The organism is Flavobacterium stagni (assembly GCF_004122105.1).
In the GTDB taxonomy this organism is placed as follows: domain Bacteria; phylum Bacteroidota; class Bacteroidia; order Flavobacteriales; family Flavobacteriaceae; genus Flavobacterium; species Flavobacterium stagni.
This window is the reverse complement of the sequence record NZ_SBKN01000005.1, coordinates 87,866-110,662: the sequence shown is the minus strand read 5'-3', so window position 1 is coordinate 110,662 and position 22,797 is coordinate 87,866. Positions and strand designations below refer to the sequence as shown.

Annotated in this window: 22 protein-coding genes; 21 read left to right on the top strand and 1 reads right to left on the bottom strand. The window is 39.7% G+C overall.

Going from position 1 to position 22,797, the window contains the following annotated elements:
• Positions 1 to 24 precede the first annotated feature (24 nt).
• The 17 genes from EQG61_RS09270 to EQG61_RS09195 all read left to right on the top strand — a co-directional run bounded on the left by EQG61_RS09270 (position 25) and on the right by EQG61_RS09195 (position 19,054).
• A complete protein-coding gene (locus EQG61_RS09270; RefSeq protein WP_129461637.1) occupies positions 25 to 396 on the top strand; it encodes a hypothetical protein in 372 nt (123 codons plus the stop codon).
• Positions 397 to 420: 24 nt separating this feature from the next.
• Positions 421 to 2,223, top strand: coding sequence for an outer membrane protein assembly factor BamB family protein (locus EQG61_RS09265; protein ID WP_129461636.1), 1,803 nt, complete (start codon positions 421 to 423; stop codon positions 2,221 to 2,223).
• A gap of 67 nt (positions 2,224 to 2,290) precedes the next feature.
• Positions 2,291 to 3,697, top strand: a complete 1,407-nt coding sequence (locus tag EQG61_RS09260) for a hypothetical protein (protein ID WP_129461635.1) — start codon at positions 2,291 to 2,293, stop codon at positions 3,695 to 3,697.
• Positions 3,698 to 3,765: 68 nt separating this feature from the next.
• Positions 3,766 to 4,050 (top strand): hypothetical protein, encoded by a 285-nt coding sequence (locus EQG61_RS09255; RefSeq protein WP_129461634.1) that lies wholly within the window; start codon positions 3,766 to 3,768, stop codon positions 4,048 to 4,050.
• Between the two features lie 52 nt (positions 4,051 to 4,102).
• Positions 4,103 to 5,818 carry a sensor histidine kinase gene (locus EQG61_RS09250; RefSeq protein WP_164974924.1) on the top strand — a complete coding sequence of 572 codons (1,716 nt, stop codon included), beginning with the start codon at positions 4,103 to 4,105 and terminating at the stop codon, positions 5,816 to 5,818.
• Positions 5,784 to 7,739 carry a tetratricopeptide repeat-containing sensor histidine kinase gene (locus EQG61_RS09245; protein WP_129461632.1) on the top strand — a complete coding sequence of 652 codons (1,956 nt, stop codon included), beginning with the start codon at positions 5,784 to 5,786 and terminating at the stop codon, positions 7,737 to 7,739. Before EQG61_RS09250 ends, EQG61_RS09245 begins: the two co-directional genes overlap by 35 nt.
• A 3-nt stretch (positions 7,740 to 7,742) precedes the next feature.
• Entirely contained in the window at positions 7,743 to 8,390 is a 648-nt protein-coding gene (locus tag EQG61_RS09240; protein ID WP_129461631.1) for a response regulator, read from the top strand.
• Between the two features lie 69 nt (positions 8,391 to 8,459).
• Positions 8,460 to 10,157: a hypothetical protein gene (locus EQG61_RS09235; RefSeq protein WP_129461630.1), complete on the top strand. Its 1,698-nt coding sequence runs from the start codon at positions 8,460 to 8,462 to the stop codon at positions 10,155 to 10,157.
• A gap of 194 nt (positions 10,158 to 10,351) precedes the next feature.
• Entirely contained in the window at positions 10,352 to 10,501 is a 150-nt protein-coding gene (locus EQG61_RS13770) for a hypothetical protein (RefSeq protein WP_164974923.1), read from the top strand.
• On the top strand, positions 10,488 to 12,374 hold the full coding sequence (locus EQG61_RS09230; protein ID WP_129461629.1) for a tetratricopeptide repeat-containing sensor histidine kinase: 1,887 nt from the start codon (positions 10,488 to 10,490) through the stop codon (positions 12,372 to 12,374). The genes EQG61_RS13770 and EQG61_RS09230 overlap by 14 nt, the downstream gene beginning before the upstream one ends.
• Entirely contained in the window at positions 12,371 to 13,015 is a 645-nt protein-coding gene (locus EQG61_RS09225) for a response regulator (RefSeq protein ID WP_129461628.1), read from the top strand. The genes EQG61_RS09230 and EQG61_RS09225 overlap by 4 nt, the downstream gene beginning before the upstream one ends.
• A gap of 66 nt (positions 13,016 to 13,081) precedes the next feature.
• Positions 13,082 to 14,287 (top strand): hypothetical protein, encoded by a 1,206-nt coding sequence (locus EQG61_RS09220; protein ID WP_129461627.1) that lies wholly within the window; start codon positions 13,082 to 13,084, stop codon positions 14,285 to 14,287.
• A gap of 1 nt (position 14,288) precedes the next feature.
• Positions 14,289 to 15,470 (top strand): WG repeat-containing protein, encoded by a 1,182-nt coding sequence (locus EQG61_RS09215; protein ID WP_129461626.1) that lies wholly within the window; start codon positions 14,289 to 14,291, stop codon positions 15,468 to 15,470.
• Positions 15,467 to 16,243 carry a hypothetical protein gene (locus EQG61_RS09210; protein WP_129461625.1) on the top strand — a complete coding sequence of 259 codons (777 nt, stop codon included), beginning with the start codon at positions 15,467 to 15,469 and terminating at the stop codon, positions 16,241 to 16,243. The genes EQG61_RS09215 and EQG61_RS09210 overlap by 4 nt, the downstream gene beginning before the upstream one ends.
• An 11-nt stretch (positions 16,244 to 16,254) precedes the next feature.
• Positions 16,255 to 16,752: a hypothetical protein gene (locus EQG61_RS09205; protein WP_129461624.1), complete on the top strand. Its 498-nt coding sequence runs from the start codon at positions 16,255 to 16,257 to the stop codon at positions 16,750 to 16,752.
• Between the two features lie 70 nt (positions 16,753 to 16,822).
• Positions 16,823 to 18,604: a T9SS type A sorting domain-containing protein gene (locus EQG61_RS09200; protein ID WP_129461623.1), complete on the top strand. Its 1,782-nt coding sequence runs from the start codon at positions 16,823 to 16,825 to the stop codon at positions 18,602 to 18,604.
• 3 nt (positions 18,605 to 18,607) lie between these two features.
• Positions 18,608 to 19,054 carry a hypothetical protein gene (locus EQG61_RS09195; protein WP_129461622.1) on the top strand — a complete coding sequence of 149 codons (447 nt, stop codon included), beginning with the start codon at positions 18,608 to 18,610 and terminating at the stop codon, positions 19,052 to 19,054.
• Positions 19,055 to 19,088: 34 nt separating this feature from the next.
• Here EQG61_RS09195 and EQG61_RS09190 read toward each other — a convergent pair whose 3' ends face one another.
• Positions 19,089 to 19,400, bottom strand: coding sequence for a rhodanese-like domain-containing protein (locus EQG61_RS09190; protein WP_129461621.1), 312 nt, complete (start codon positions 19,398 to 19,400; stop codon positions 19,089 to 19,091).
• 91 nt (positions 19,401 to 19,491) lie between these two features.
• On the opposite strand from EQG61_RS09190, the gene EQG61_RS09185 reads away from it, so the two are divergent.
• From EQG61_RS09185 to paaB, 4 genes are all read left to right on the top strand, one after another.
• A complete protein-coding gene (locus tag EQG61_RS09185) occupies positions 19,492 to 20,076 on the top strand; it encodes a TetR/AcrR family transcriptional regulator (protein WP_129461620.1) in 585 nt (194 codons plus the stop codon).
• 89 nt (positions 20,077 to 20,165) lie between these two features.
• A complete protein-coding gene (paaE, locus tag EQG61_RS09180; RefSeq protein WP_129461619.1) occupies positions 20,166 to 21,239 on the top strand; it encodes a 1,2-phenylacetyl-CoA epoxidase subunit PaaE in 1,074 nt (357 codons plus the stop codon).
• Positions 21,240 to 21,438: 199 nt separating this feature from the next.
• On the top strand, positions 21,439 to 22,395 hold the full coding sequence (gene paaA, locus EQG61_RS09175) for a 1,2-phenylacetyl-CoA epoxidase subunit PaaA (protein WP_129461618.1): 957 nt from the start codon (positions 21,439 to 21,441) through the stop codon (positions 22,393 to 22,395).
• Positions 22,396 to 22,430: 35 nt separating this feature from the next.
• Positions 22,431 to 22,712 (top strand): 1,2-phenylacetyl-CoA epoxidase subunit PaaB, encoded by a 282-nt coding sequence (paaB, locus tag EQG61_RS09170; RefSeq protein ID WP_073364158.1) that lies wholly within the window; start codon positions 22,431 to 22,433, stop codon positions 22,710 to 22,712.
• The last annotated feature ends 85 nt before the right edge of the window (positions 22,713 to 22,797 follow it).

Sequence of the window (22,797 nt, the reverse complement as noted above, 5' to 3'; positions counted from 1 at the left end):
CTTGTAACCAACACAAAACAAGGTATGCGAATTGTCAAGATTATTATCGGACTTACTTTTTTACTCCTCATTACACCTGCCCTTCAGGCACAAAAACCCGTACTTACCGATGAAGAACAAGTTGCCGAAATGGTAACCAAAGAAGTCGATGAGGTGTTCCATGATGAGGATTTTACCAAAAAGAAAAATAAAAAATTCCCAAACGCCAAAGGCACTATGGTAGTTGATATCAGCGTCATTCAAAATGGGAAAGTGTCCACTTTCTTCAAAGTGGAAAGTGATATTACTGACATGGATTTTATCAGTTTCATGTCGAAATATATTTTGGATCACAAATTCAAATTCAAACTGCAAAAACAGCAGCGGTATAAAATCCGCTACACGATAACCTTTTAAAAATCAACCTCTAATCAAACAACAATGAAAAAACTAGCACTCAGTGTGTTTGCCCTGTTAGCAATGGGAAGCACAAACAGTCATGCCCAGTTAGGAAAGCTTTTTGGTAAAAGTTCCGCGGGTAAAAAATCAGGTAGTTTTGCTACCGTATGGGAATCAGAATTTGAAAATAGAGCCACACGCTTGGCGGTTAACAATGGAGACGGTTCTTATATTCTAGGAACGGATGACAACTCAGCCACCGTTTTGGATGCTTCGGGTAAAGTAATCTGGAGTGGTGATTACAAGAAAATTACCACCAACAAAACCAACAACAGCGAATACCAATATGTCATTTGGAAAGAAAAAGGCGGTTATTTGTTTTTATTCGACGAACGAAAATTAGGCACCGACCGTGTAGCGGTCATCGATGTCGCCACCGGAAAAGAGCTTTGGAATTCTGAAGAATACCAAAACTTAATGCCTAAAGGAACCAAGTCGGAAGACGGTGCTGATCAAGGCGAACTCGAAACCGTGAAATACATCACGGAATTGGATGCTTTTCTCATCTCTCAACGCAATTCAGTCATTTTGGTCAAAGCCAAAACCGGTGAAAAAATATGGGAAACCAACCGTTACAAAGGGGGAGTTGGAAAATACATTTATGATCCCAAACGCAACGAAATTATCATGGTAAACTTTAAACCTACCGCTTTAGGCGCTTTGTTTGCGGGGTTTAAAAATCAAATGGTGAAAATCAATGCCGCCAACGGGGAGATTCTATGGGATGCCACTTTTTTTGGAACGGTAGAAAAAGAATTAGTAACTCGACGTGCCATTTTAGATTTATGGATCAAAGGCGATAAAGTATTCATGTATTTGAACGGTTTGCAGGTGTACGATATCAATACGGGTCAAAAATTATGGGAAGCAGTGTATGAAAACGATATGGATGGTGGAAAAGGTTTGTTTTCCAATTCGGCCAATAAAAAATACTACCGAACTATCGCTGACCCCGTATTTACAGATGATGCCGTTTATATTGTGATGTTGGGAACTCGGGATCGCACCAAGTATGTGGAAAAACACGATTTGAATTCGGGGAAACTGTTGTGGGCTTCAGAGAAAATTACAGGTGCGTTTAGCATGCCTAATTTATACAAATCAGGTAACCGTGTATTATTGCAAATTGGTGGAAAAGTACAAGTACAAGAATTACGCTGGGAAACCCAAAGTAGCGCTATGGGCGGAAGTTACAAGCAATTAGTTCCTTACATTTATTGGGATTATAAAGCCCAGAAAAATGGCGTGTTGTGTATTGATGATGCCAACGGACAAACGGCTTGGCGTTCAGAGCGCTTTGACAAACGCATCACCGATATCATTGTTGATCAAGATGGGAAAACGGCTTTTGTGGGCGATGGCGACGAGTTTTATGGCTACGACATTACTTCTGGAACACAATTATTCGATGTAAAACATAATGATGCAAAAGTTGGTCGCGCCTCGGATGTGATTGATTTCGGTGAAAATGTAGTGGTATTGTCAGAGAAAGGTTTGGCCTCTTACCGTAAAAAAGACGGTTCTCGTGTGTATGCAACTGAGAAAATCCGCGGGGTAGATTTCTTCTACGACATTAGTGGAAATTACTACTTAAGAGACCAACGCAACAGCAAAAATATCATCTACGGGATCAATATGGAAAACGGCGATACCAAAGGATCGGTTCAGTCCAAAGGAAAAGGCGGTAGTCCGCAATACGGAACCGGAATTGATATCACTGAAGACGGAGAATTCATCTTTGCCTTTAAAGGAAGAAAAGTAGAAAAAATCAAAGTGAATAATTAGAGGTTATATTGCTTTGTTCGGGGCTGTAATCATTGCATTGCAGCCCTTTTTTTTAAAATGGAATACGATGAAAAAAATAGGAATATTACTTGTGATGTTGGGGTGCCAACTTCAAGCACAAAATATACAGTTTGCTTCAAAATTGATCAAATATTCGAGTGATTTGGGGGGCAAACAATTTGGGATAAAACGCATTTTAGGTAAACCCGATGTTTTTCCTCAAGGCGGATTTAGTGCCAATGCCTGGATGCCCAAAAATGCCTTGGACGGAAGAGAGATCGTTAGTGTAGGTTTCGAAAAAGCCCAAACCGTAAAGCAAATTGCGATTTTTGAAAACCTAAATGCAGGTTGCGTGGTAGCCGTTTCAGTGTCCACAGATGGGGAGAAATTTCAAACAGTCTGGAGTCGGAGACCCGATTACAAAACCACGGTATACCGACGCACATTAGGGGGAGATCGTTCGTATTATTTTGGCAGAAAACGAAGAAAAATCGGTGAGGTGCCAGAAATCATCAATCCCGGAGTTGAACGCGTGTTGTTGGAGCATCCGTCTGAAAATGTAATCGCCGTAAAAATCGAATTTAATTTTGCGCTTTTGCCCGGCGCTAAACAGATTGATGCCATCGGAATTTCGGATAGTGAACAACCCATTGAAGCGCAAATCAATAGTATTCCATCTTCCGCCCAACTTCCAAAGCCAGTAGTAACTGGTACGAATAGTAGCATTCCCTGTGTGCAAAATGGGAATTATATGTATTTGACACAATATGAAAATAATCAGGAAGTTATTTATGGCTATCCGCTCAACCAAGGTACCCTGGGTACTCCTCAAAAAAGTGCCGTTTTCAATGGCGATTACTCTTTTAATTATATCGAATATGCTACCGATACATTTCTGTTAAAAGGCGGATTGCCGTATACTAATGGAACCCAAGAATCCGGTTATGAGTTGTTTAAAAAACAAGACGGGCAATGGGTTTCGGAAGGGCCAATAAAAATAGCCGCTTACAGTAACTTTGATACGTTTTCAGACGCGACCATGACCCCTGATGCCCAAGTTTTAATCCTTTCCATTGAATCCGATTTTACACAAGGAGGCACCGATTTGTATTGGACCAAACGAAAACCCGACGGGACGTATGGGTTGTTGCAATCCTTAGGGAAAATAATCAATTCTGCAGCGGATGAATCGGCACCCCAACTGTTGTCCGACCAAAAAACCTTGTTGTTCGCTTCCAACGGATTCAGTGGTTATGGGAGTCATGATTTGTATGTGTCCTACCGCTTGGATGATACCTGGAAAAATTGGAGCGAACCCCAAAATTTAGGTCCAGTAATTAATACTGTTGATTATGAAGTGCAGCCGTTTTATGATGAAACGAATGAGCGGTTGTGGTATACCACTTCTTCCGAAGAAGGCGTGCTTTTAAAATCGGTTGCCGTTCCAAAGACATTATTAATGACCACAAAATAAATACGCATTTTGTCGTATGGTTTAGCGTTTGAAAAAAGTCAAAATTTGTACGATATAACGCTTTCTTTATGACCCTACTTTTAGTTGGCTTAGTTTTCCTTTTTATGGTGATTTCGCTGCGACTTTGGATTCAGAACCAACGTTTGCGAAACCAACATAGAAAGCAGTTGGGTCAATTACAGATAGCATTAGATGTTCTTGTCGAAAAACAAAAACGGTTGGTGCAACAGGCTCAATTGACCACCACTTATACCACGACCTATTCGCAAGATATGCAGCGCATTGGCCATGAGGTGGTGTCGTTACAAAAAATGCTCTTTGAGCGGGTTAGTTCTATAGATGATAAAGCATAGAAACAAATATCATCTTTTGAATGAGGTGTTGTTATTTCTTTTTGGAATAACAATGCCTTTTTCGCTTTTCGGTCAGTCCAGCACCACCATCGATTCATTGAATCAGCTTCCTTTCGAACAAAAAATTCAAAATGCAAACCGACTTTTACCTCGCTATTTGAACAATTGGAAACAATTCCAATCACCAAAATACAATAAGCGAGCAAATGAAACCGCAGCAAACATTAGTTTGTTACTCTACTATCAAGGAAAATATGACCTTCAAATCGAGTGGGGACTTAAGGCAATTCGCGGATTCCAATCCCGTCACGATTGGGAGAAAGTTGCACAATTGTATGGTGAAATGGGGTATCGAATGAAACGGCATAACATGATTTTAGCCGAAGGATATATGCAGCGTGGTCTTCATTTGGCGGAACATAAAAATTTGGATCAACCACTCATGGGATTATATGATAATTATGGAGTTTTAAAAGAGATGCAAGAGCAATGGGATAGTGCCTACTTTTTTTATCAAAAAGGATTGAAATTGAAAATGCGTTACCATGATCAATCGGGTTTGCCATACAGTTTGAATAATTTGGGCGGACTCTTTCTTTTGCAAAAAAAATATGCGCAAGCCCGACCTTTTTTTGAAAAAGCCTTGCAGGTTCGACAATCTTTAAACGATTCCATTGGTCTATGTGAAACGAATCTTTCCTTAGCCTCTTTGGACCAAGCTGAAAAAAAGCCAATTAAGGCTTTGCAGCGATTGGATTTTGTAGTACACTATGCCCAACGTAAAGGACTTACGGACTTGTTAGTTCAAGGTTTACAGCAACGCGCAAGTCTATGGAATTCGTTAGGTAAATCCGATAAAGCAGTTTCAGATTATCAAGAGGTAGTGCGTTGGAAAGACAGTTTAAATCTTTCCACCATGCGTGCAAAACAGACCGAACTTGAAGTGAGTTACCGAACTCAAGAAAAAGAGCAACAATTGCATGAACAAGAATTGCAAGTTGCACGCCAAAAGTATTGGTTAGGTTTCTTAGTGTTGGGACTCTTGAGTGTTTTAGGAATTGGATGGTTATTGTTGCGCCAACAAAAATTAAAGTTACTTCAAACACAACAAGCCTTTGCCTTAGAAAAAGCAATTCAAGAAGTGGCTAATCAAAATCAGTTGCATGAACAACGATTGGCCATTTCAAGAGACTTACATGACAATATTGGTGCTCAACTGACTTTTATAATTTCATCCATAGATACATTAAAATTTGCGTTTCCTGCACTTAATGAAAAATTAACCCTACAACTGGACCGAATTTCTGAATTTAGTCAACAGACCATTCGTGAGTTGCGCGATACCATCTGGGCTATGAATCATGGAGAATTTCATATGGAAGATTTAAAAATGCGCTTGTCTAATTTTATTGAAAAAGCAGCTTCAGTAGCAACGTCTGTTCAATTTGATTTTCAATGTACACCAGAAGCTTCAGCCGTAACTTTTTCATCCTTGTCGGGTATTCATCTCTATCGTTCCATACAAGAAGCAGTCAATAACGCCTTAAAATATGCGCAACCGAATCGCATTCAAGTTCAAGTCCAACGAATAAATAATTCCTTACAAATAGAAATTCGTGACGATGGTAAAGGTTTTGACCTTGAAAATGTTAACTTTGGTAATGGATTACATAATATGCGAAAACGGATGGAGGAAATTGGAGGTAATCTAGAAATTAAAACCCTAACCAACCATGGCACGCAAATCCTGCTCCAGCTTCCTGTTTAAGAAGCTTTGTCTCTTCTTTTTTTTAAGTTTCGGATGGAATATAGCCGCACAAGACGTCAATGCACTTATCGATAAATTGAAAACGGAATTACAATCCCACCCCGATTCAAAACGAACTGCTACGATTTATTCGGATTTAACCTGGTATTATTCCAATGTTTCCAGTGATTCTGCACTCGTTTATGGCGGAAAAGCCTTGCGAGAAGCACAAAAATTAGGCGATTCGACCTTGATTGCCCAAGTCTATAGCGATGTGGGAGCCGTTCATTTTCGTAAAGGCGATTACCAACAATCGAAAGAAAACTACCTCAAATGTTTGAAAATTCGAAAGGCGCGAAAAGACACCAAAGGGATCGCCAAAGTGCAAAACAATTTAGGTAATATCTACGAGCGGACCTTTGATTACAAAAAATCAATGGAGTCTTTTTTAGAGGCATTGGCCTATTTTGAATCCATTAACGATCAAAAAAATACCCTCACCATCAAAGGAAATATCGGTTTGGTGCTTTTGAAATTAAAAGATTATCTCAAAGCAAAAAAATACATTCAAGAGGAAATTGACTTTGAGACCAAAAACAATCTCAATGACGGACTCTGTGTTTCCTGCACCAATATGGGCAATGTTTTGTTGAAAATGAAAGATACAACGGGTGCGCTTCGCTATTATGAAAAAGCGTTGAAAGCGTGTCAATCGGTTGGGAATAACAAAGGAATTTCCTCGGCTTTGAGTAATATTGGAAGTGTCAAAGCCGATCAGAAAAAGTCGCAAGAAGCCTTGGCCTTGTATCAAAAATCATTAGAGGTTCGCCAACGCTTGAACTCGGATTTGGACGAAGCGGTATCCCAACTTAAAGTCGCCAAAGAAGAAGTTGCCCAAGGAAAATTTAAAGAAGCAAAGTTTATTCTGAAATCAGTTGAACCTCTTTTTGAAAAACAGCATTTTAAAGATCACGCCTTGCAAACGTATCAATTGCTAGTAGCCGTATATGCGCATGAAAATTTAGGCGATAGTGTGATATATTATACCGAAAAATATACGGATGCCAAAGACCAAGCGCTGGAGGAATTTACACTGAAAGCCACCAACGAATTAGAAACAAAATACCAAACCGAGAAAAAAGAAAAAGAGCTTTTACAGCAAGAAATCAAGAACCGTAAAAAGACAACTTGGTTAATAATTTTGTCCCTGATCACCTTGTTTGTGGGGTTAATTGGGTATTTAATTTACCGTCAGCAGCGACTTAAAAACAGCCAACAAAAACAAGAATTTGAATTGCAAGCTGCCATAGCGCAAATTGAAAGTCAGAATCAATTGCACGAACAACGATTGGCTATTTCAAGAGATTTACATGATAATATTGGAGCGCAGCTAACTTTTATTATATCTACAGTTGAAAATTTGAAGTTTGGTTTTCCCAATGTTGAAGCCAAACTCGGCGCCCAACTCACCAAAATCAGTGACTTTAGTAAAACCACCATTCAAGAATTACGCGATACGATTTGGGCAATGAACAACGATAATTTCACCATGGAAGAATTGCGGTCGCGCTTGATGAATTTCTTGGAAAAAGCTCAAATGGCACAAGATCAAGTGAATTTGCAATTTGTTATTTCTGCGGAATTAGATGCTTTTCATCTCACGTCGCTGGAAGGAATCAACTTGTATCGCTCCATTCAAGAAGCGGTGAATAATGCACTCAAATATGCCAAGGCCAAATCCATACAAGTATCGGCGCAACAGCATGAGAATGAAATTCTAGTTCAGATCACGGATGACGGCATTGGTTTTTCAGAAGCTACTGTTGTCAATGGAAACGGCTTGTACAATATGAAAAAAAGGATGGAGGAAATAGGAGGAACATGCACTATTGCGTCCAATGAAGGAACAGGAACCCAAGTAACTTTCACTTTAAAACGTTAGAAAATGATACGTGTAGCCATAGTCGATGATAATACATTTTTGCAAAAAGCCATACTCGATAAATTGTCTTTTTTCGAAGATATTGAAGTGAAATTTCGGGCGTTTGATGGAACGGAATTGTTGGAGAAATTAGAAAAGAACCATCATCTCGATCTCATTTTAATGGATATCGAAATGCCAAAAATGAACGGCATCGAAGCCACAGAAGCGGTGAAGCATAAATATCCCCAGCTTAAAATCATCATGTTGACGGTTTTTGATAATGATGAAAATATTTTCAAATCCATCAAAGCAGGTGCCGATGGGTATTTTTTGAAAGAAGTCAATCCCCAAGAATTGTACAACGGTATCGTAGAAACCCTCAATGGAGGTGCAGCGATGACGCCTTCGATTGCCTTGAAAACACTTAAGTTATTGCGCGAACCGGTCTCTTTTGATGAATCGGTTAATCGGGAAGAGATTACGTTGACTTCTCGAGAAATTGAAGTGCTCGAACAATTAAGCAAAGGTTTAAAATACAATGCGATAGCTGAGAATCTCTTTCTTTCCGCTGGAACTATTCGCAAACATGTGGAAAATATCTACACCAAGTTGCAAGTCCACAACAAACTCGAAGCTATTCAGAAAGCCAAGTCGAATAAGCTGATCTAATTACGTATTTTATCGTATTTACATTATGGTATTACCGAATTAGTTTTGATACAAACAAAATTATATTCCATGAAAAAAGTAATTTCATATTTTCTGTTCTTTTTCTATTCATTTAGTTTTGGACAAGATATCAATGCCCGTGAAGTATTCCCGGAATTATTTGATATGAAGCTGCCCGTAAAGATTCCCACTGTTCAATTTATTGCTGCAGACCAAGTTTTTTTCAAAAAAGGGAAGTTAAAAAATCAAATGCTGAATGAACGCAATCAAGAGATTTATGAGGTAACTTTAAAAGGTGATATTCATTTTAAAGGAGAAGTAAAAAAACGTCTATCTGATGGCGCGTATTCATTTCGAAATGGAAAAGTTAGCTTTGCTAATGGCGATAGTTATGAAGGTGATTTTTTTGAAGGGAAACCTGTAAATGGAAATTACAGTTTTGCTTCGGGTGACAAAGCGGTAATTTCTTCCTATAAAACCTATGATAGTCCTTCGAGTTTTTCTGGGATGAAAGTTCCCATAGCCCTAAAATTTACTTTTCAAAATGGAGCAGAATTGGATATTAAAACTACGGATGAATTTGAATTTACAGCTACTGATGGAACCAAATTAAAATCAAAATTTAATATTAGATATTCTATTGTTGGAACTACTTACTACCGAACTAAAGAAGGCTATGAATACCTTGGAGAACGATCGGAATTTAGTCCGGTAGGGAAATGGACTATTTCAAACCAGCTGGGTACTTTTACAGCGGAATTTAGTTATGGCTTTGGTAATACGGTTGATGGATTTATTCCAATAAAAAATCCACAGGGAACGATTGAATGGTGTGAATACAAAAAGAGTAAATTGGTTAGAAAGGCCAAACTTTTAGCACCCAATATCTATTGTTTAAGTGGCGATTGTCAAAATAGTGCTTCCATTGTTTATATAAATAACGATCCCGAGTTTGGTTTGGGGTACGAATTATCTGGAACATTTAAAAATGGAAATCCAATAGGTGATTTTACCGCGAATGGTAAAGATGCTATTGGTAGAAAATACACGATTGTAGGTCCTATAAAAAATTATGTATTTCATGGAAAATGTACCAAAGCATATGATAATTATCCAGTTGCAATAATTGGGGATTATGAGCAGGGGATTTTGGTAAAAGGAAATTTTACTATCGAAAATACCCTCGTTGAAATTGAACGTAATAAACAAGGTAAATATATTGGAAAACAAGTTTTTCCTAGAAGTAATCAGTATACGCCCAATTCAAGATATTATGAGGGGGAATTCAACAGTTTTGGGCAAATTAGCGGTAAAGGAACCGTTTACTTTGAAACCGGCTATACTCTAGAAGCAACCGATTGGAGCAATGGGAAATCCTCAACTTGTACGTTTACACGACCCGATAAGTACAGTGAAAGTGATTTTTACTGCCATGTATATGGGGGAACGTATTACAGAAGTTTAGGGAACCAAAGAGAATTGGATTACTATGCAGCTAAAAGAGCCCAAGAGGATCAAGCCCGCCAACAAGAAATCGTCAATCAAACCCAATACGAAACCCAATGTCATAAATGTGAGGGTTCTGGAGTAGTTAAAATCCAATGTCCCATGTGCAAAGGAGCGGGCTACCGAAAAGACCAAGTCACCTACGATCGACATACCGGTACTACTGGCGGACCACCAACTTGTAGCCATTGTGGCGGTTCAGGACGATACGTTGTCATGTCGTGTACGAGTTGTAGCGGAAAGGGATATGTGAAGAAATAAAAATGTACCACTGAGAATGATCCTCTCGGTGGTTTTATATTGCGCGTTGTCGTGCAACCGAATCATTAGGGTGAAAGGATTTTCATGCGATTTTTTTATTGAATTATAAAAATACGCCCCTTGGCGTATTGAAACGGGCACTTTTTGAAGTCACCTTTGGATTTGGAAAAAGTTTACCGTAATTTCATCTTTTTATGTCCAATCCAAATCCCGATAAAAACCCAATACACGATTGGGAACTTGTCCAAAAAGAACTTGTAAAAACCGAAGAACAACTGAAAGCAATTCAAAGTCAGTTGGTCGATTTAATCCACGAACTTCGATTGCCCGATGAAGAGAATTAAAAGTATTACACTATTATATGTTGGTTTTCTATTGGTACTCCTTTCATGTAGCCAAAAAGGAAAGTCAAATTCTTCATTGGATGCAAAAAGCATTCAGCTTTTTAACACTGCCATGCAATTGCGCTACAAAAACGTAGTGGACATGGAACAAAATGTCAATCAGCTTCGTTCACATACTCAAAATACTGCGGATGCCGTACTTGCTGAGGTAGCCTGTACCTATTATGAACAACGTGTTGGAAATGAAATGGCTTTGTTTCAACACGCAACAAAAGCGAAAGCGCTGTTAAAAAACACACCCAACGATTCCCTGTCCTACTACATTCAAGCTGCTTTTGGTAATTATTATAAAAACAATGGCGACTATGTGCAAGCCTTACGGTTTTTATATCAGGCAAAACAACAAGCTGTCCAACTGGGAAGTCAGGATAAAGAAGCCAGTTGTTGGGCAAATATTGGTCAAGTTTATTATCAAAAAAATGAGCTCGACAAAGCCATTGCGTTTTCAAAAAATGCAACGGCATCGACGCCAACAGCCAAAAATGCTTCTGCCTATCTCATCGCACTGCATACGTTGGCCAATATCGAAGGCATGTCGGGTCGATTTGATTCGGCACTGACGTATGATGCAACTGGAATTGCACTGTGTAAAAAATTCGGGCTCCTACAATTAACTGTTACTTTTTTAGACAATCAAGCCAATTGTTATCTGTATTCGGGTCAGTTGGCGAAAGCGCAACAATCCTTCCACCAATGTTTAGTATTAGATATTCAAAATAAACAACAAAAACAAATTGCTGACACCTACACCAATTTGGCGCAATTAGCCGCTTTTCAAGGGCAAAAAGACAGCTTGTTGTATTACACCAACCAAAGCTTTGCAATTGCAGAAAAAGTACAATACAAACCGGGTTACTTGAAAAATTACAGTGCACTTCGGGATTTTTATAAAACACAGAAAGACTTTCAAAAGGCTTTTGAATACCAAGAAAAATACCAACAAGTGTATCAAGAGTTAATGAACGAAAAACGCGAAAATGCACAAATCGCTTACCGTGTTTTACACGATACCGAAGCAAAGGAAAATGCCCTATTGGCCAAAGAAGTCGAGGTGCAACGTGTAAAAATTTCCGGAATTATTACTGCAATTTTGTTGTTCGTAGCCGTAGCCATTGGATATCTTTTGTACCAAAAAAATAAACGACAAAAACAGCAGTATTTGTGGGAACAACAAGTTAAGGAAACCGAGACCACCAACCGACTCAACGCCCAAAAACTAGAAATATCCAGAGAATTACACGACAATATCGGTTCGCAACTTACCTTTATCAATGCCATTATTCAAGGTTTGCAAAAGACAAGTTTGTTTCAAGATGCCAAAGCGCAACACAAGCTGCAAACCATTGCCGATTTTACACAAACCACGATAACCGAATTGCGCGATACCATTTGGATTTTGAATCCGAAACACCAAACCGTTGACGAATTGCGGTTGCGTATGGTAAATTTTATAATGAAAGCGCGTGAGGCTTCCGAGACGATCCAGTTTGAATATGACTTTCACCCCAATCCCGATACAAAATTAGGTACGCGCGCTACACTTGTCCTTTTTCGCGTGTTTCAAGAAGCGGTCAATAATGCCATTAAACATTCAAAAGCAACTACCATAGCGGTCAAATGGTTTTCTAAAGAACATTATTTGGTGTTAACCATACAAGATAACGGAATTGGATTCGATTGGGCAATCGCCAAAAACCAATCACAAGGACTCCAAACCATGGAACAGCGCGTTACCGAAATCGGGGGAAGTTTTGCCATACAATCGAATCCCAAAGAAGGAACACTAATAACTATTCAATTGCCATTAGCATGATTCGTTTAGCCTTAGTTGATGACAAGTTTTTCTTGCTCAAAGCCCTACAAGAGAAGTTGGATTTTCCCGATATCCAAATCAAAGTTTCTTGTGCCAATGGCGCCGAAATGGTGCAGTATTTAGAAAAGAACAACAATGTCGATTTGATTTTGATGGATATTGAAATGCCTGTAATGAATGGTATTGAGGCAACTGCAGCGATTAAAGCGAAATGGCCGCATATCAAAATTGTGATGATCACCGTTTTTGATACCGATGAAACCATTTTTAAGGCGATACAATCAGGAGCCGATGGGTATTTGCTCAAAGAAACGAATGGAGAAAAAATTCGTGAGGCCATCCAAGACACACTACAAGGCGGTGCCGCAATGTCGCCTTCAATTGCCATGAAAACCCTGCGCATTCTTAAAAATCCCGATGCGGTTTTGGTGACACAAACTACGGAAACCATCCAACTTTCCGAGCGTGAAGTCGAAGTATTGGAGCAAATTTCGAAAGGCTTAAAAAACAAAGCCATTGCAGAAAATCTTTTTATTTCAGCGGCAACCGTCAAAAAGCACATCGAAAATATTTACCGCAAATTGCAAGCACACAATCGGGTCGAACTCGTACAAAAAGCCCGAGATAATAAGTTGATATAATACGCTGTTTGGCGTATGGGAACTGTGAGATTATTAATTCAACTTTAAACCAAAAATAAAATGATTATGCGTTGGAGTTTCGTTATCCTTTTTTATACTGTTTTTGCTCAAGCCCAATACGGTGACGCCTATCATGCACCCAATAATGCCGAAATCTATCGGCAGCAATCACGTGATTTACAAAACACGCTCAATACTATTCGAACCAATATGTATAGTAAATCCGCTACTCCAAATTATGGCAATACGGGTTCTTCTGCTGACGATCAAAAAGAAGCTTTAAAAATGATTGAGTGGATGTGGGACAAAAAGAAATACGACGAGCATTGGCAAAAAAAACTCGAAGCTGAACCCGCAGAACAGGCGGAAAGAGATGCTAGTTTTCGTGCATTGTATGCCCAACGATACAACGAATGGTATGCACGATTACAAAGCAAAGGCTATTATGGACTAACGGCAGCTGAGTTTGCCAATTTCCATATTGTGGAGAGTGGCGAAATGGGGGAGTATCAGGATTTTTATATTGCAGGAATGACCCAAAAAATGTACGATGCAGAGCAAGCCTATACCCTTTACCTCAATACAAAATCCAAATCAACATTGTCGGAAAAAATGGAGCAATTGTACCAGGCACGAATTATGGGTTCGATGCTCATGCCCGAAATTAACACCTTACAACAAGTGACTAAAGACAGTACGGAATTAGCGCAATTGGAGAAATTAGAACTTAAAATTTGGCCCTATATTTTTGGAGGTTTCCGAAAAAAGGGTATAAAGTATCCACGAGGACTTGCAGAATATTCATCTACGCAATACGATAAAGCCACAACAGAACAACAGCAACTTATGTTGTTGCGTTTCATGGAATTAATCGATAAGTATCCAAAAGAAGGTTTGTTGGCAGCAGGCAATTGTAGATATGGGTACAATCCGATGCTTTTATTGTTTGAAAAAATAAAAAACGATTCCAATTATTCAGTCGAATTCAAAATTAATCTTGCAGAAGCCGTTTTCGCTACACCCATCAATCATACCATGGAAGGCGGTCCAAAAAGTAGTCGGACACCCGATGGGCAACAAATGATAAATGCGCTATATGGGCCGATATTAAAATGGGCTTCAGAAGCACGGAAATCCTATTTGGCTACTATTTCTGAGGAGGATTGGGACTTTATAAAGAAAAATTCAACCATTTCTAGAAGCGATTTTAAAGCGTATATTGAACGGTATTATGGTTTAGACTTTTTTAAGTTTCATTTTAAAAATTTATAAGATGCGCTATTGGGTAGTTGGAATACTTTCTTTTCTTGGGTGGGGGTTACAGGCGCAAGATTGTCCTCGAATCACTGTAAAGTTCAGCAATTATTACAAGATAAAACTGGACGGGAAAACAATTTTTGATGATATTAGTTATATAGAATCCTTTGAGTCCAAAGGAAATCTATATCGTATTTTAACCCAAAAAGGAACAAAATATAAAGCCATCATGAATTGTGATGGAGAGCTTTTGGTTCCTTTTGAAGATCGGATTGATGAAATTGTTGTGGATGAAATACCGGATGGCCTTTTTATATTTCTGCATAACGAGGATGAGATTCGTATTTTGGATGAAAATGTCAAACCGTTTGAGAATGCTGTTTTTAGTAAAAATGATTGTAAATTTAGGAATCCTCTAAATAATTCTCAACGTTCGAAAACACTGGCGCTGGAAGTCGATTGCAATGGTGAAAGTTATTATGTAGATCGTTATTTTAAACGTGTGCCTTTTCATACGTTCAAGGTTCTTAGAAACCATACAGAAAATGGAAGTTTTGGAGAGGTACTTTATGTAGAAGTCAAAGACCAATCCAACGAAATTAGCTACGGTATTTACAGTTCGAATCAGGAAGCTTATCTAGTTCCGCTTCAAAAAGAGAAAATTGACATTTTTTTTGAAGGATTTGGTTGTGTAATAAAAAATAAAAATGGCAAATATGCTTATTTAAATTGTACTAACGGAGCGATTTCTCTACCTGTGTTTGATTACATCTATCCCAATGCAGAATCGACACAGTTACATTATAACTACATACCTTATTTCAAAGTAGCACAAGTGAAATGGAATGGGAAAATTATCTTGATGGATGTTGAGAATGCAAGTCCAATTTATTTACCCGAATATGATATGATTCATTACACGAATTTGGTTGTTCTGGTACTAAATAAAAAGAACCAATGGGCATTGTATTCAACATCAGGCGAGTCATTAATAACCTATGAAGAAGGTTTTGAAGAAATTCGATGGCCAACGGACAATGAAGGACTCATAGCGGTCAAGAAGAATGGGAAATGGGGTTGTTTTGATGCGAAATTGAAAAAAATGGTCTTGGAAACGATATATGATTCTATTGGAATTTTCATAAATAGAAAAATTAGAGTGGTGTTAAACGGACAAAAACAAGAAATTAGACTATGAGAATATTCGTGATTATAATCTTGTGGATAGGTTTTGAATTGAGAGCCCAAGAATCCTATCGCGTCGCTGAATTTCATTTTCCAAAATCGGTGAAAGAAGTCATCAAAACAGAGTCAGAAGTCAATCGGGTTACGGGTGAAAAAAATACCTTCAAAACGGTTACCTATTTTTTTGAAAACCAACGTTTACAAAAACGGATTACCCGTGAAAACGACCAAGAGATCACTGAGACCTTTCATTACAAAGACTCGCTTCTCATAGGGTACACAAAAAATTATCCTGATATCAAAAGTGAAGAAAAGTACCTGTATACGAAAACTGGGCAATTGCAAAAAATTCTATTACTAGATAACGGTAAAATCACCGCGCAAATTCTGTTGACCTACGACAAAATGGGTCATCTCATTCAGAGACTCACCATAGCCGATGATAAAACCCCAGTGCGGAAAGAAACATTTACCCAGTATGCCTTGCCAACATCCTACAACCAAAAAATATGGGTAAAAGAAGGGAAAAAATGGCTCGTAGATGAAGTCTATCACTATGTCAAGGGCCAACTCGTTCAATCGGAACATAATTTATTGAGCGAACCCTATACGCTTTTAAAAAACTACGATTCCCATCATAATTTAATAGAAGATCTAAAAGTCGAAACCCAAGATCCTATTCGGTACAACCATACCTATGACGAAAAAGGGGAGTTGGTAAAAACGGCAGTGGTCTCAAATGATACGGTGTATTATGTGTTGGTGGAATATAGTTACAAAATCTAATTTTTAGTCTTATGAAATTAAAAACAATCCTTTTAGTTGTCGTGACTTTATTGTCTATAGATGCAACATCCCAAATCTCAGATCGCTTTCCAGCAGAATTGGAAGCGCTAATTAAAGCCAACTTCGCCCAAGTCAAAGGAAAATCCTTAGGCTATGACCAAACACTAAAAGGCGAAGCCTTTAAATCGGAACTTAAAATCACCGACTTTACCGTAAAAGCCGTCGAAGTGAGTTTTACCGAAAATTTCATTATCGCAGCATACAACAAAAAAGGCGACAATGCTATCATGGATGATCTTTTTGCGAAAACCATGAGCATTCCTTACAACCATTACGACAGCCAAGCACAACCCCAATTATTGACCACCGCCGACAAAGAAGCAGGAATCGTTCGTAAAATTGAAATTCGCAAGCGCTATGGGTCCAATGTCGGTACGGCCAACTTAATAGCAACCATCCTGCTTGATGCTTCCGGAAAAATCAGCATTCGTTTTACGACTAAATACTAAACAAATACGCCGTTTGGCGCATGGATTCGTGTGTACAAGTTGTTCATTTTTGTAACTTAAATAGAAGATTATGAAAACACTTGTACACACGTTTTTCTTTTTATGGACCACCTGGATATTCGCTCAACCACCAGTGGTCACTCCGGGAGCTGCCGGAATCGCAAAACCTACCGGCTTTACCGTTTTGAATGGGAAAATGATCTTTGCCGGAATGTCCTCTACAAGCGGACGCGAATTGTTTGTCTATGACGGAAATACAACTACTTTACTCAAAGAAATCTCATTTTCAGGGACCTTCATCGGTTCGAGTGCCCTAGATGTTGCTATGGAAGATCCCGTGGAGTTTCGGGATCGAACCTGCATTTTCAACAACAAGTTGTATTTTCCTGCCAGCGATAATCCGTTTAATCAAACTGCAAATTCATTGTGGTGTACCGATGGAACTACAGCGGGAACGGTTAAAGTTTTTGATTACACGGCTGCGGGTTGTACCAATTTAAAATACTTGACTGTTTTTAATGGCAAAATGTATTTTGTGGGTTCCAATATAAATACCGCGCAAGAAATTTGGTCTTCCGATGGCACACTCGCAGGGACATCCTTATTAAAAGATATTTACCCCGGATTCAATTCGGCCGTTTCAACCCAATTCAATCCTAATTTTAAAGTTTTTAATGGGAAATTATACTTTGTGGCCAATGATGGTACAACTGGCTACGAACTTTATGCCACCGACGGGACCACAGCAGGGACGCAAAAAGTAGTCGATTTGAGTAATTTATATACCACTTCAGAACGGGGTGCTTTTTACTACGGAGGCAATTATCTGTATTTTCCGTTTCAAATTTTCAACAACCGCCTGTGGTTTACCTGCCGACCCAACAATACCAATGCCACAGACTATACAAATTATGCCCTATACAGCACCGACGGAACGGAAGCAGGAACCCAAATTTTTACGTTGCCCAATCCGAATACGAACTCATTGTTTATCAATCATTTTGCCTTAGCACGTGGATTTACTGTAGCTAATAATGCCCTGTATTTTTTTGCTAGAAACCGTCTCGTGCCCACGCAACAAGGAATATGGAAAATCGATACCGCCGGGAATTTCACCTATTTGCGCGCCATGGAAACCTATCTCGGAGATACAGGAACTTCCGATACTACCGTTGAAAATACCATGCGGGAATTCAACGGCTCACTCTATTTTCAAGGATCCGATGGTGCTTCGAATTCAAATCAAGCGGAATTAGTGCTTTGGCGCTTGAACCCTTCTGACGATTCGCTCTCGATGATTCAAGGACTACAAACCAATCAAGTGAGTCATTTTGACAATTCTTTTGGGTTGGGCTTGGTGTCGATTGTGTATAATAACGAACTCTATTTTGTAAAAACAAAAACGGGATTTTTATCTAAAACTAACGGTACCGCTGCGGGTACGGTGAACGTGGCCCGACAAATGCCTACAACGGTAAATGCAACGCTAGCGATGAATACAATCCCTAAAGAATTGGAAGTGTCCAATAATAGTTTGTTTTTTAGAGCGGCTTTTCAACTGGGCGGAACTGCCGAATTATGGATGTTGACCGACCCGAATTTAGCTGTAGTGAATACTTCAAATGGAAAGTTCAAAGTGTACCCGAATCCAACCCAATCGTATTTTACCATAGACCAATTACAAGAGCAAGTTCGTGTTGAGGTATTTTCGATTGAAGGAAGAAGTGTCCTTCAAGCCCAATGTGACTCCCAAGATGCATCCGTAGATGTATCCACGTTACCTGCGGGAGTTTATATCGTACAAATTTCGACCCAAGAAAAACAAACAAGCATTCAAATTTTAAAACAATAGATCATGAAAATTTTTAAAATAGTTCTCTTATGTCTTGTCACGAGCTTAGTGTCTTGCTCAAAAGACAATCCAACGTCAAATAACAATTCAAATTCCGTAACCGATGGTTTCTTTTATACAGAAAATGGTGCTACAGCGAATCAGACGGTTTCCACACCTTATGCAAATGCAACTTTCAAGTCCATTTTTGCAGTTCACAATGGCTCAACAGTTGTTGAAATAAATCTGTCGTCGCTTGCAGTAGGATCCTATACAATAGACAATGCAACCAATGTACTAACTTATCTTAAACCCGGATCCAATGCGATGTGGTTGGGGACTTCAGGAAGTGTTACGATTACGGCAAATGCAAACAACAAGCTCTCAGGTTCTTTTTCAATTCCAACAGGTACAGGAATTACTGGAGTAAATTCGCTCACAGGAACCTTTACCAACATCCCGATTCAATAAAAAAAGTCCCGATTTTACTCGGGACTTTTTCATACTAAGCCAATTCTCGATTCAAACCTTCCCAACCACCGCCGTTCATAACTTCAATACCTTGTGCTTTTAAGATTGAAGCGGCTTGTGCACTGCGCATACCACTGCGGCAACACACTATGATGGGTTGGTTTAGTTTTTTTATTTCAGCAACTTTACCGCTGATAATTTGCAACGGAATGTTTTTCGATCCTTTGATATGACCCGAAGCAAATTCTTCATAGGTGCGCACGTCAATGACCACCGCGCCTTTTGCCATAAATTCTTTCACATTTTCAGATTTTCCACCAAATCCTAACATATTCAATAGTCCCATACTGTTCTTTTTTTTGACAAAGGTAAAACGTCAATTGCATGTGTAGCGTAACTCAAGTTACCAAACGCAAAATTGTGTACATTTGACTCCCATGAAACCCACCGATCGCAAAACGGAAATTATCAACGTCGCGGCCCGACTCTTTAAAGAGAAAGGATACAGCGCCGTAACTGTGCGCGATATCGCCCAAGCCATGAACATCAAGGCGGCGAGTTTGTACAACCACATTGCATCCAAACAAGAAATTCTCGTACTCATCGTGATCACTATCGCCGAAGAATTTACAACCGTAATGGAAGAAGTACAGCAAAGTGAAGCTTCCGCAATCGCTAAAATCGAACGGATTATCCAATTGCATATCGATATCACCCTGCGCAATCCCGATGCACTCGCTTGTTTGAATAACGATTGGATGCATTTGGAGCAAGAAGCCGATTTGAAATATTTCTTAAAAATGCGCACCGATTACGAGGAAAATTTCCGACAAATTGTGAAAGTGGGTGTGCAAAACGGCGAAATCCAACACCGCAATCCCGAAGTCATTATTTTCTCTATTTTGTCCACCTTGCGCACGCTTTACCTTTGGTACAATAAAACCAAAAGCCTCAGCGAAACTACCCTGCGCAACGATATGCGCAACGTGCTCCTCGAGGGGATCACCGTAAACGCACGTTAAAAATTTACAACGATTTCGTAACCCATTAAAAAAATCACTAAATTTGTATCGTAAACTAACAATTGTTAGTTAAATTAGAAACGCAAATTATGGTTCAGTTTTACAAGGTAAAAGTTGCTGCTATTTACAAGGAAACCAAAGATTGTTCGGTGGTGACTTTGGATATTCCTGCCGAAATCCAACCGGCTTTCCAATTCAAACAAGGCCAACACCTCACGTTCAAAACGCAGTTGGACGGCCAAGAAGTGCGCCGTTCCTATTCTCTTTGTTCGGCACCACACGAACAAAAATGGCAAGTGGCGGTCAAACAAATTCCCGGCGGATTATTTTCGACTTATGTCAACGAACAGTTGCAAGCGGGGGACGAAATCGAAGTGATGGCGCCCGATGGAAAGTTTTATGTGGAAACGCAAAAAGAAGTAGCTAAAAATTACATCGCTTTTGCAGCAGGTAGCGGAATAACACCCATGTTGTCCATCATCAAAACGCATTTGGCCAACGAACCCCACAGCACTTTTAAACTGTTTTACCTGAATCGTAGCGTAAAATCCATTATCTTTAAAGAAGAAATTGAACAATTGAAAAACACCTATTTCAATCGTTTTGAGATTTTCCATTTCTTGACCAAAGAACACCGCCACGCCGAACTGTTCAACGGTCGTTTTACCCAAGAAAAAATACAAACGCTTACTAAGCGAATCATCGATATTCCCAATACACACGATTGTTTTTTGTGTGGACCCGAGGAAATGATTCACTTGTTGCGGGACGAACTCACGGCCGCTGGATTGCCCAAAGAATACATTCATTTCGAGTTATTCAATACCGGGATTTCCGAGGCCGATAAAGAACGCATCAGCAAAATCGTCGAGAAAAAAGTCGAAGGAACCGAAGTCACCATCATCGATGGCGGTAAAGAATTCCACTTTGTGATGGGCGATGATTTTGATAACATCCTCGATGGTGCGATTGCCGCGGGAGCCGACTTGCCCTATGCCTGCAAAGGAGGCGTGTGCAGTACTTGCCGTTGCATCGTCAAAGAAGGTTCGGTCGAAATGAAATTGAACTACTCGCTGGAAGAAGACGAATTGGCCAAAAACTATACATTGAGTTGTCAGGCTGTTCCAACTTCCAAGAAAGTAGTAGTGGACTTTGGGGTGTAATGAGTTAAGTAGCAGACGTTCCGATTTCTGAGGAACGTAACTTCCCGCTTTCGCCTTTACCTGCCTGCCTGCCGGCAGGTCGGGGCTAAACAACAATATTGATTTTCAAATCACATTATCCCAAAAGGGAAAAACATAAAAACAAAAAAAACGATGTGCCTTCGGGATCATCAAGTTGTCTAACGAAAAGGATTCAACGATGTCAGAAAAAGAGATCAAAAACTTAGAAGAATTGTTTCAACGTCGCATCGATAACGACGAGAAAATTGAACCCAAAGATTGGATGCCGGAGAAATACCGTCAAACGCACATTCGTCAAATTTCGCAACACGCCCACTCCGAAATCGTAGGGATGTTGCCCGAAGCCAATTGGATTACCCGCGCGCCATCCTTGCGTCGTAAAGTTGCCTTATTGGCCAAAATCCAAGATGAAGGCGGACACGGCTTGTACTTGTACAGCGCCGCCGAAACCTTAGGCATTTCACGTGACGAAATGTACGAGCAATTGCATACAGGTAAAGCAAAATATTCCAGCATTTTCAACTATCCCTCCTTGACATGGGCCGATATCGGTGCCATCGGTTGGTTGGTTGACGGAGCCGCTATTATGAATCAAGTAGCTTTAATGGGAACGTCCTACGGACCCTATTCGCGTGCCATGATTCGTATCTGTAAAGAAGAAAGTTTTCACCAACGTCAAGGCTACGAAATCTTATTAACCATGTCTAAAGGAACGCAAGAACAAAAGGATATGGTGCAAGATGCCTTAAACCGCTGGTGGTGGCCGTCTTTGATGATGTTCGGACCCCGTGATGCCGAATCACCTAACACCGAACAATCCGTGAAATGGAAATTGAAACGCAAAACCAACGACGAACTTCGTCAACAGTTTGTGGACCAAACCGTGCCGCAAGCCGAAATCTTGGGCGCAAAAATTCCAGACGCGAACCTAAAATGGAACGAAGATCGTAAACATTACGACTTCGGTGAAATCGATTGGGAAGAGTTCTGGCAAGTCGTTAACGGACATGGAAAATGCAACAAATTGCGTTTAGAAGCCCGTCGTTCCGCCTGGGAAAAAGGAACTTGGGTACGCGATGCCGCCATGGCCCATGCCGAAAAACAAACCCAACGCAACCTAGAAAAAGCAGTGTAACAACACATAATTCATAACTCATAACTCATAATTTTATGAACAATTGGCCTCTATGGGAAGTCTTTATCCGTAGCAAAAACGGATTAGAACACCGCCACTGTGGTTCCCTTCACGCAACCGATGCAACCATGGCATTAGAAAATGCACGCGATGTCTATACCCGCCGTGGCGAAGGGGTAAGCATTTGGGTTGTACCCTCTAGCCAAATCACCGCCTCCAATCCCGAACACAACGGAGAAACCTTCGAACCGGCATTGGATAAAGTGTACCGTCATCCCACATTCTATGAATTGCCGGATGAGTTAAAGCATATGTAAGAAGTCGTAAGTCGGAAAGTCATCAGTCATAAGTGGCTTATAAAAAGACTTTTTGATGCGATAATTACGAAAAGTGAATAGATAG

What these genes read in the sequence shown, in the direction of transcription:
- EQG61_RS09270 (WP_129461637.1), top strand. Translation starts at nt 25, where the DNA reads ATGCGAATTGTCAAGATTATTATCGGACTTACTTTTTTACTCCTCATT.
- EQG61_RS09265 (WP_129461636.1), top strand. Translation starts at nt 421, where the DNA reads ATGAAAAAACTAGCACTCAGTGTGTTTGCCCTGTTAGCAATGGGAAGC.
- EQG61_RS09260 (WP_129461635.1), top strand. Translation starts at nt 2,291, where the DNA reads ATGAAAAAAATAGGAATATTACTTGTGATGTTGGGGTGCCAACTTCAA.
- EQG61_RS09255 (WP_129461634.1), top strand. Translation starts at nt 3,766, where the DNA reads ATGACCCTACTTTTAGTTGGCTTAGTTTTCCTTTTTATGGTGATTTCG.
- EQG61_RS09250 (WP_164974924.1), top strand. Translation starts at nt 4,103, where the DNA reads ATGCCTTTTTCGCTTTTCGGTCAGTCCAGCACCACCATCGATTCATTG.
- EQG61_RS09245 (WP_129461632.1), top strand. Translation starts at nt 5,784, where the DNA reads ATGGCACGCAAATCCTGCTCCAGCTTCCTGTTTAAGAAGCTTTGTCTC.
- EQG61_RS09240 (WP_129461631.1), top strand. Translation starts at nt 7,743, where the DNA reads ATGATACGTGTAGCCATAGTCGATGATAATACATTTTTGCAAAAAGCC.
- EQG61_RS09235 (WP_129461630.1), top strand. Translation starts at nt 8,460, where the DNA reads ATGAAAAAAGTAATTTCATATTTTCTGTTCTTTTTCTATTCATTTAGT.
- EQG61_RS13770 (WP_164974923.1), top strand. Translation starts at nt 10,352, where the DNA reads ATGTCCAATCCAAATCCCGATAAAAACCCAATACACGATTGGGAACTT.
- EQG61_RS09230 (WP_129461629.1), top strand. Translation starts at nt 10,488, where the DNA reads ATGAAGAGAATTAAAAGTATTACACTATTATATGTTGGTTTTCTATTG.
- EQG61_RS09225 (WP_129461628.1), top strand. Translation starts at nt 12,371, where the DNA reads ATGATTCGTTTAGCCTTAGTTGATGACAAGTTTTTCTTGCTCAAAGCC.
- EQG61_RS09220 (WP_129461627.1), top strand. Translation starts at nt 13,082, where the DNA reads ATGCGTTGGAGTTTCGTTATCCTTTTTTATACTGTTTTTGCTCAAGCC.
- EQG61_RS09215 (WP_129461626.1), top strand. Translation starts at nt 14,289, where the DNA reads ATGCGCTATTGGGTAGTTGGAATACTTTCTTTTCTTGGGTGGGGGTTA.
- EQG61_RS09210 (WP_129461625.1), top strand. Translation starts at nt 15,467, where the DNA reads ATGAGAATATTCGTGATTATAATCTTGTGGATAGGTTTTGAATTGAGA.
- EQG61_RS09205 (WP_129461624.1), top strand. Translation starts at nt 16,255, where the DNA reads ATGAAATTAAAAACAATCCTTTTAGTTGTCGTGACTTTATTGTCTATA.
- EQG61_RS09200 (WP_129461623.1), top strand. Translation starts at nt 16,823, where the DNA reads ATGAAAACACTTGTACACACGTTTTTCTTTTTATGGACCACCTGGATA.
- EQG61_RS09195 (WP_129461622.1), top strand. Translation starts at nt 18,608, where the DNA reads ATGAAAATTTTTAAAATAGTTCTCTTATGTCTTGTCACGAGCTTAGTG.
- EQG61_RS09190 (WP_129461621.1), bottom strand. Translation starts at nt 19,400, where the DNA reads ATGGGACTATTGAATATGTTAGGATTTGGTGGAAAATCTGAAAATGTG.
- EQG61_RS09185 (WP_129461620.1), top strand. Translation starts at nt 19,492, where the DNA reads ATGAAACCCACCGATCGCAAAACGGAAATTATCAACGTCGCGGCCCGA.
- paaE (WP_129461619.1), top strand. Translation starts at nt 20,166, where the DNA reads ATGGTTCAGTTTTACAAGGTAAAAGTTGCTGCTATTTACAAGGAAACC.
- paaA (WP_129461618.1), top strand. Translation starts at nt 21,439, where the DNA reads ATGTCAGAAAAAGAGATCAAAAACTTAGAAGAATTGTTTCAACGTCGC.
- paaB (WP_073364158.1), top strand. Translation starts at nt 22,431, where the DNA reads ATGAACAATTGGCCTCTATGGGAAGTCTTTATCCGTAGCAAAAACGGA.